Origin of the sequence: Leuconostoc pseudomesenteroides KCTC 3652 (assembly GCF_014634745.1) — a bacterium.
GTDB lineage: Bacteria > Bacillota > Bacilli > Lactobacillales > Lactobacillaceae > Leuconostoc > Leuconostoc pseudomesenteroides.
In genome coordinates this window covers 59,588-66,287 of the sequence record NZ_BMBP01000011.1, presented here as the reverse complement: position 1 = coordinate 66,287, position 6,700 = coordinate 59,588, and the positions used below count along the sequence as shown (strand labels likewise).

The following is a 6,700-nucleotide window of genomic DNA, read 5'->3' as shown; positions in this document are numbered from 1 at the left end:
AAGTTCTGAATCAGCGTCAACATCAGAATCAGTAAGCACATCTGAATCAGCGTCAACGTCAGAATCAGTATCAAGTTCTGAATCAGCGTCAACGTCAGAATCAGTATCAAGTTCTGAATCAACATCAACGTCAGAATCAGTATCAAGTCCTGAATCAACATCAACGTCAGAATCAGTATCAAGTTCTGAATCAGCGTCAACGTCAGAGTCAGTATCAAGTTCTGAATCAGCGTCAACATCAGAATCAGTAAGCACATCTGAATCAGCGTCAACGTCAGAGTCAGTAAGCACATCTGAATCAGCGTCAACGTCAGAGTCAGTATCAAGTTCTGAATCAACATCAACGTCAGAGTCAGTATCAGGCTCTGAATCGATGTCTGAATCACTACCGAAGGAAGTGAATGCGGCAGGAATCTTGCCAAGCACCGGTGAAAACAATAATTTAGGTACTATTACTGCCATTGCTGGACTTGGTCTGATTACTGCTTCAGTAGCAACTAAAAAGACGAAAAAAAATAAACATCAAGAATAATTGATGAAGCATAGGATCAACTTGACAAGAGTTGATTTTATGGTACATAAAGTGAGTGATTTACAAGAAAATATATCGGAGTTAATAGAAGTATATGAGTGGAGAGATAAATGTTCTAGGAATTGATGAGACACTTGACTATGTTTTAAAGAATGGTTCTTCTGTGGCTAGGTTCGGAGATGGTGAAATAGATATCATTAGTGGTAGAAGTATTCCATATCAAGATTATGATGTTGAATTAGGAGTGGAATTTTGGAGTATCTTGGAGAATAAATCAGATGAACGATTAGTTGTCTGCATGCCAGATGTGTTTACTGGACTAGATCGATATAATAAATTTGCGAGAGATTTTTGGAAGGTACATTTAGATAGATATAAAGAAATATATGAAAATATTAATTGGATGAGGTGGTACGGCAGCACTTTTATTTCAAGACCATATATTGATTTGGAGGATAAGAGTCATTCTGAAAGATATTTTGAACATTTAAAAAGGTTATGGAATCATCGTGATATTTTAATTGTTGAGGGAGATACGAGTAAGTCTGTAGTTGGTAATGATTTATTTGATAATGCTAATAGTATAGCTAGAATCATATGTCCATCTAAAAATGCCTATTTTTTCTTTGAGGAAATAGAGACTGCTATCAGAATGTATGGTGATAACAAAATTGTTCTAGTGATGTTGGGCCCCGCAGCCAAATTAATTGCATATCACTTATCATCAGAGAACAGGCAAATAATTGATATTGGTAATATCGACTCAGAGTATGAATGGTCTAAGATGGGAGCGAAACCAAAAGTTAAAATGCCATACAAGCATACAGCAGAATTCAACTATTCCGATGACCACCTTGATATAGAAGATCTCAACTATCGTAGTCAGATTGTTTATACAGTTGATAATTTTCCTAAGATATCAGTTATTATTTATTTTGATGGGGATACATCGAAGCTTGACAATGTTCTCTTAAGTGTTTCTGAACAAAGTTATACAAATATTGAGATTGTAGTCATTATTAACGACACAAGTTATGAAACAATGAAAATATGTGAACAAATGAGTTTACAAGATAATCGTCTAGACTTCACTTAAGTAGATATTGATGATCCTGCGCGTGGATATAATATAGCTCTGGACGCCATCAGAGGAGAATTGATAACGTTTGTTAATCAGAATGATAGGATTGATAAAAGATATATTGAAAAGTTATATCGACAGATGCATAAATATAATAGTGACGTTGTTGTTAGTGATTATGTTGAATACGATGATGCAAAACAACAATACAAGTTCCACACGAACGGACAGAAGAAGGAAACCACATATAGTGTGATTGAATGGTTTGAAAAAAAAAACAGTTACCCTCAATTAGTGAGTATTGGTTTGAATCTTTTTTTGGTAGGCTTTTTAAAATACAGAAAAACGATAAATTATATTTTCAAATAGGAGACACATTGCGTAACAATAGTGTGGTTTATCGGTCGTATCTATCGGGGGAATAAGATATAAGATTACTTTTGTAAATGAACCACTGTATGTTATAGATAAGAAGTCGCTTTTAGAAGAGTATGATGCACCGGTGGCTGTGGACACTATGGAAGAGATGTTAACCATGTTAAACATAAATACCATTGAGGAAGAAAAAAATACAGTAAGAGTTTATTATTTTATATGGATGACGCTCTGAAACGTCGGAATATTAGGAAATACAAATATTTAAAGAACAAGCTTGCAGTTATTGAAAGTATTCATCGACAACAAGAAAAGGGATTGGAATGAGGTAGTGACTATTAACGTAGAGAGCAAAATAATTAAACGAAAAATTTTAACAACGGGGACGATCATATTTGTTTATGTTCTTGGTAGACATATATTAATTCCAGGGGTAGATGTTAAACAGATTCTATCAGTAGGAGATAATCAATCTTTGTTTAAATTTGTTAGTGGTATGACAGGTGGAGATTTAAGTACCCTGTCATTTTTTTCTTTAGGATTAGGCCCATGGATGTCTACATTAATATTGTGGCGTGTTTTTGGGTTAATAAAAAAATTTGAACTAGACAAGCTGACGTTAAAAAAGAGTTACATACTTAAAATTATTTTATCCAGTATTATTGCGGGTATTCAAGCAATTGCTATTAGTTCAACAGTATCAGTGCGCTCTAATTTTTTATTCATAGGGAATAACCCGTTAATAACTAACATAATGTTAGCATTTATAATGGTAACTGGAGCAATATTTTTAATATGGCTTTCAAATATGAATGAGGCATTTGGAATAGGAGGACCAATCGTACTGATATTAGCAGGTATCGTTATTAAAGTTCCTGATTATGTCGTGACATACTTAGGGGATATGTCTCAAGAACATCTTAATATAACGGATATTGTTCAATGTATTGTTTTTATTATTGCTTTTATCTTCTTAGTAAGAATTGCTATTATCATGCAAGAATCAGAGTTAAGATTGCCAATTAGGAATACATTAGGCAATGGTGATTTTGTCTCTAAGTCATATTTACCCATACAAGTAAATCCAGCAGGTGGGATGCCGTTGATGTACAGTATGACTGTAACTGTGCTACCACAATATGGATTGCAGCTAATTCACTCTTTTTATCCTCATAATTATTACGTTACTTACTTAATGAACAATAGTAGTCTCTCCCAACCAATGGGTGTTACAGCCTATATTATCATATTAACAATGCTGACAATGGGATTCTCCTTTGTTAATGTTGATCCGGAAAAGATTTGCACCGACCTTTTACATAGTGGAGATTATATAGAAAATATGGAGCCAGGGGAAGCAACAAGACAGTACCTAACGACAAAAATATATCATTTAGGTATAGTAGGTGCTCTTTATTTAGATGTTATTTCAGGTATTCCGTTGTACATAGGAACGATAAATTCTGATTTCACTCAATATGGTCTTGCAGCAGGGACGGTGATTATTTTAGTAAGTCTTTCGAGTAATATTTATGATCAAATACATGCATTACTGATCAAAAATGACTATCCCAAACTGATAGAGTAGAGAGGAGATACGCTGATGTTTTATTTTGTTCCATCATGGGAAGAAAGTAATGATGGTTTATCGTTTGACGATACGGTCAACCAAATTAAGATGTTTTATAGAAGTGGGGAGAGCATTGAAAATATAATTACTCGTTATATGCCGGAACTTTCGTATTCCTTACATCAACAGGACTTACTTGAGGTTCCCAAATGGTCTGTTTTTGATTATTTACAGAATACGGTAGATATCAGAAAAAAATTGTTAACCATTCGTGATATTATCTGGCCGGAAAATTCTGAGTTTATTTATACGCCATTTAGAATCAATGTTTTAGTTGAAAGTAATTTACATGCACAAGTTGTTTTTGGCATTGGGGGGCAAATTTTTAAGGTAATCTATTATGAACAGGGAGAGATTATCAAAATTGATATTTTTGATGATCGTGGCTTTTTATCTAGTGCAGTTTATTACGATAAGGGATACCAAGAATTTTTTGATCTAAATGGTGTCTGGCAATTCCGTATGATTGAACGAGATGGTCAAACGTGTGTTGTCATGAATCCGACTCAAAGTAAACGGTTTGGGAAATTAGAATACCAAAATATCAATGAACTGCGATCCGAAATCTTAACACAGTATTTTGAGAAGAGAAACATTTCTAAAGATGATGTGTTGATTGTTGCAGCTGATGGAGAACAGGAGGAGGAACTATTTAAATTGCCAGTAAAACCTAATAAAACAATTCTTTCCTTTTTTGAGTCACGTGCAGCATATGAAAATTCAAATAACTTGATTGGGGAAATAGCTATGGCAGATTTAATCATTGTTGATACACCCCAGAAAGCAATCAAAATGAAGAAAATAATCACGGCACGAAATGGTCAAACGCCATTTACCCAACATTTGTTGAGTAAAATTAATCATGTTACACCATATGACACAAGATTTAAATTGGGAACTAGTCAACAATATAAGGAATTGGTTGTATTTACTATTATTGATATCCATTCAAGTGATATGTTAAAAATTTTGGACCAAGTACTAGGTTATATGTTAATGCATGACAATGTTCGGATTGTTATAGGTCATGATAGAGAAAGTGGTGAACGAATTGTTTTACACACAAAAGAGTGGTTTGTAAAATATTTTGGCGTGGAGGATCAAAACATTATATGGGAGTCTAATGGTGTACAGGGGGAAAATGAGATAGATAATAATGATGAGATGAACCCGGTCATCAGTGATGTGGTTAAGTATTACAATAAAGTTTTGTTTCAACCATTAGATCAAGAAGAGCAAATTATAAGTTTGTTTGATACGGTTCGGTTGATCATCGATGCGAGTGATGATCCGAATATATTTACTCAGATTGCGGGAATAAGTGCAGGTATACCGCAAATTAATGCGTCCAAGACATCTTATGTTGAACATTTAAAGAATGGATATGTTGTTGAAAATATTATGGATATTGAATCTGCGATGAATTTTTATTTAGATGGATTAAAGAACTGGAACGAGGCATTAATTTATTCTGTACGGAAAATTCAAGATTATAATAGTGGCTCTATCGTAGACAAATGGAAATTACTTTTAGGGAATAATGATGAAAACGAATAAAATTAAAGTTTTACAGATTGGAGATCATTCATGGGGAAAAAGTATAGAAGATTTTGAGAATCATATCGATATACGAGCATATTGGGATATAAATAGTTTGCAGAGCGACCATGGAGATGATTTTAATGAATTTATTAAAAATTTTGATGCGGTCTTAATATTGTCACAAGAAGAAAAACTCCAATATGAATTGGTCCTGAGCAGTGTGGAAAAATATTCAGTTTTATATGATGAAAAAATTGTTGATGAAAGCCCTGATATAAGGAAAATTTTTGAAAATCACTTGGCATATGCTATTAATATGAGTGATGAAAGAAAGATTTTATATGAGTTAACCAAATATTTTTTTAGTGGTCAGTATGGTGAAAAGTTTAAAGTTGACAGTATAAAAGTTAATCCAAATTTTTCTGGAGAAGTCAAATATATTGGACATGTAGGGGTTGATTTAATTGGAAATTTTGGTAAAGATTTTCAACCGATTATTTCGTGGCGATACAATGGTATATTAGGAGAAAATTATAATCAGGAGTTATGGTTAGAGTATGCTGCGGACGAGAAAGTTAGGGTCATTCTGCTTGTTCATTTGATAAATGCAGGCTCTTCTGACATAGTTAGGTCCTGGCAGACAGAAAATTTTAGTGATAATAATCCTCTTATCATTGAGAACTATGATGAAAATCAGTATTATTTAGCAATGACGCTAAAGGCCAAAGGAGAGGGATCCCTTAGAGTTGGGAATTTACATAATAGACGTTCTAGGCAAAAATTTGGGACCTTTACACTCGGCGGCAGTAGATATGTTGATGATAGTAATCAAGAAATTATGACATATTTTAATCCGGGCAATTATCAGCCTCCGTTGAATGTTTATTTTTCAGGTTACCGAACTGCTGAAGGGTTCGAAGGATATGGCATGATGAAATCACTGGGTCATCCATTTTTATTAGTAACAGACCCACGATTAGAGGGAGGAGCATTTTATATAGGTTCAAGCCAGTTAGAAAATTCAATAGTTTCGATAATCAACAATACTCTCAGAAATCTTGGTTTCAAGTCAAGGGAACTGATTATGTCAGGATTATCAATGGGGACTTTTGGTGCGTTGTACTACAGTGGAAATTTTCGTCCAAAAGCTGTAATTGTTGGAAAACCGTTAGTGAACTTAGGCACTATGGCTTTAAATGAAAAGTTGAAGCGACCTGGGGGATTTGGGACATCATTAGATTTGTTAATAGCTAATGAAAAAGGCTCGACATTAGAGTCAGCTCGTTTACTGAATTTGAAATTTTGGCAGAAATTTGGGCAAGGAAATTTTGATGAAACATTATTTGCTATTGCATATATGATAAATGATGACTATGATGAAACGGCTTATCCTGATTTATTAGAAAAATTAAGTCATAGTCAATCAAGGATAATCAGTAAAGGTATTCCAGGACGGCATAATGATGCATCATCAACCATTAATCAATGGTTTATAACACAGTATAGGCGTATTATGATTGATGAATTTTAGATGAGGAGT

6 protein-coding genes and 1 pseudogene are annotated in these 6,700 nt (G+C 33.8%); 6 read left to right on the top strand and 1 reads right to left on the bottom strand.

Annotated features, from left to right (window positions below; all coding sequences use genetic code 11):
* Positions 1-462 (bottom strand): annotated as a pseudogene (locus IEU65_RS10405) (hypothetical protein); the annotation flags it as partial.
* On the opposite strand from IEU65_RS10405, the gene IEU65_RS10560 reads away from it, so the two are divergent.
* From IEU65_RS10560 to asp2, 6 genes are all read left to right on the top strand, one after another.
* Positions 398-532 (top strand): LPXTG cell wall anchor domain-containing protein, encoded by a 135-nt coding sequence (locus tag IEU65_RS10560; RefSeq protein ID WP_373867738.1) that lies wholly within the window; start codon positions 398-400, stop codon positions 530-532. The pseudogene IEU65_RS10405 and the gene IEU65_RS10560 overlap by 65 nt on opposite strands.
* Before the next feature lie 94 nt (positions 533-626).
* Positions 627-1,628: an SP_1767 family glycosyltransferase gene (locus tag IEU65_RS09565; protein ID WP_010292198.1), complete on the top strand. Its 1,002-nt coding sequence runs from the start codon at positions 627-629 to the stop codon at positions 1,626-1,628.
* A 6-nt stretch (positions 1,629-1,634) separates the two neighbouring features.
* Positions 1,635-1,982: a glycosyltransferase gene (locus IEU65_RS10555; protein WP_168441470.1), complete on the top strand. Its 348-nt coding sequence runs from the start codon at positions 1,635-1,637 to the stop codon at positions 1,980-1,982.
* A 337-nt stretch (positions 1,983-2,319) separates the two neighbouring features.
* On the top strand, positions 2,320-3,576 hold the full coding sequence (secY2, locus tag IEU65_RS09555; protein WP_031941295.1) for an accessory Sec system protein translocase subunit SecY2: 1,257 nt from the start codon (positions 2,320-2,322) through the stop codon (positions 3,574-3,576).
* Positions 3,577-3,591: 15 nt separating this feature from the next.
* Positions 3,592-5,175, top strand: coding sequence for an accessory Sec system protein Asp1 (gene asp1, locus IEU65_RS09550; RefSeq protein WP_010292192.1), 1,584 nt, complete (start codon positions 3,592-3,594; stop codon positions 5,173-5,175).
* Positions 5,162-6,691 (top strand): accessory Sec system protein Asp2, encoded by a 1,530-nt coding sequence (gene asp2, locus IEU65_RS09545; protein WP_031941294.1) that lies wholly within the window; start codon positions 5,162-5,164, stop codon positions 6,689-6,691. The genes asp1 and asp2 overlap by 14 nt, the downstream gene beginning before the upstream one ends.
* Positions 6,692-6,700 lie beyond the last annotated feature (9 nt).

Excerpts from the sequence above, each read along its gene's own strand:
- IEU65_RS09565 (WP_010292198.1), top strand. The coding sequence starts at position 627 with ATGAGTGGAGAGATAAATGTTCTAGGAATTGATGAGACACTTGACTAT.
- asp1 (WP_010292192.1), top strand. The coding sequence starts at position 3,592 with ATGTTTTATTTTGTTCCATCATGGGAAGAAAGTAATGATGGTTTATCG.
- asp2 (WP_031941294.1), top strand. The coding sequence starts at position 5,162 with ATGAAAACGAATAAAATTAAAGTTTTACAGATTGGAGATCATTCATGG.